The sequence below is a fragment of the Cellulophaga sp. 20_2_10 genome, from assembly GCF_023476645.1.
In the GTDB taxonomy this organism is placed as follows: Bacteria; Bacteroidota; Bacteroidia; order Flavobacteriales; family Flavobacteriaceae; genus Cellulophaga.
Genome location: NZ_JAMCOJ010000044.1, coordinates 1 through 1,126, shown reverse-complemented (window position 1 = coordinate 1,126; position 1,126 = coordinate 1). Strand labels below are relative to the sequence as shown.

Annotated in this window: 1 protein-coding gene; it reads right to left on the bottom strand. The window is 28.6% G+C overall.

Annotation, left to right across the window (positions count from 1 at the left end; translation table 11 throughout):
• Positions 1-282: 282 nt before the first annotated feature.
• The gene (locus M4I21_RS18450) at positions 283-1,014 is read right to left on the bottom strand and encodes a BatD family protein (protein ID WP_249560699.1); all 732 of its coding nucleotides are present in this window, start codon (positions 1,012-1,014) and stop codon (positions 283-285) included.
• Between the last annotated feature and the right edge of the window lie 112 nt (positions 1,015-1,126).

The window sequence follows — 1,126 nt, the reverse complement described above, 5'->3', positions numbered from 1 at the left end:
AATTGGTTCAGATTTTTTTAGTTTCTGAATTAGCTTTTTTTCTTTGTTGTTAAATGTATATTCCACTTTTTCTTAAATGACGCACAACGTTAAGTATATAAAACGTAGCGTGTAAAAAGGTACTACATTTCGGATTAAACACTGAGCCGAATTTTTAAATTTTTCTTTTTATCTTAATTTTCTCAAAAAGCCAAATTTAAAAATTTGGCGGTCTTTACAAATACACAAAAACCTCTCGAAAAACCTATAATAGCTATGTTTTATATACATTGTTGTAGCCAGTTATTTTTTTACTTTAATTTTTCCGATATCGTATTTTTCAGGTAAATTATTAAAGTCCGTTTCAGATATTATGTACTCTTCACTAAAATCTTTCTCAAATTTTATTTTATACTTTATGATTGAATATGAAAAACCAACATCAAACAATTCAGCATCTTCAGCTTTCATCGTGTTAGTGGCAGAACTGTAATTACTTAATTCAATTCCTTTTGTTAATTTCTCATTTAATTCAGCGAATTCTTTTCCCTCTGGTTTTACACCACCTATTGTTTGAGAATAACCGCCATTTTCATTGTCTGTTTTATTTGATTCGTTACTTATTAACTGTTCAAGAATTAGATATTGTTGACTATCAGATTCTGTTATTCTCAACCAAAGCCCATTTTCCATTGGTAATTTTGGAAGAACATTTACTTCAATAATTTCAGTTGTATATTTTTTACCGTTAAATTCGAAATCAAAAGGTCCAATTTCATATTTTTTTGCTTTTTCGAAAATAATTACTCTTTCAAAATCATCTGATTGCATTCCGAAAATTGATGTTGAACGAGTGAAATCGACGTTCTTTCCTAATTCTTTTTTGAAGTAGTCAGTCAAAAAGTCAACGTTTATTGAAAAAGTAACGCTTTGTCCAACTCTTGGTTCAGGATTATCAATTTCAATTTCCAGTTTTTTTTGTCCAATTGCATTTAATGAACAAAAGATTAAAAGCAATAGTGTAATTCTTTTCATTTGGTTTTTTTTTAATTGGCTACAACGTTTCAGCTATGATTAGTGCGGAACTAAGGAAACCTTTTCGTTTCCGACTTCGGACTAAGCTAAAACTTTTTGTTTGTTTTTTATT

Coding starts and splice junctions, on each gene's coding strand:
- M4I21_RS18450 (WP_249560699.1), bottom strand. CDS start 1,014: ATGAAAAGAATTACACTATTGCTTTTAATCTTTTGTTCATTAAATGCA.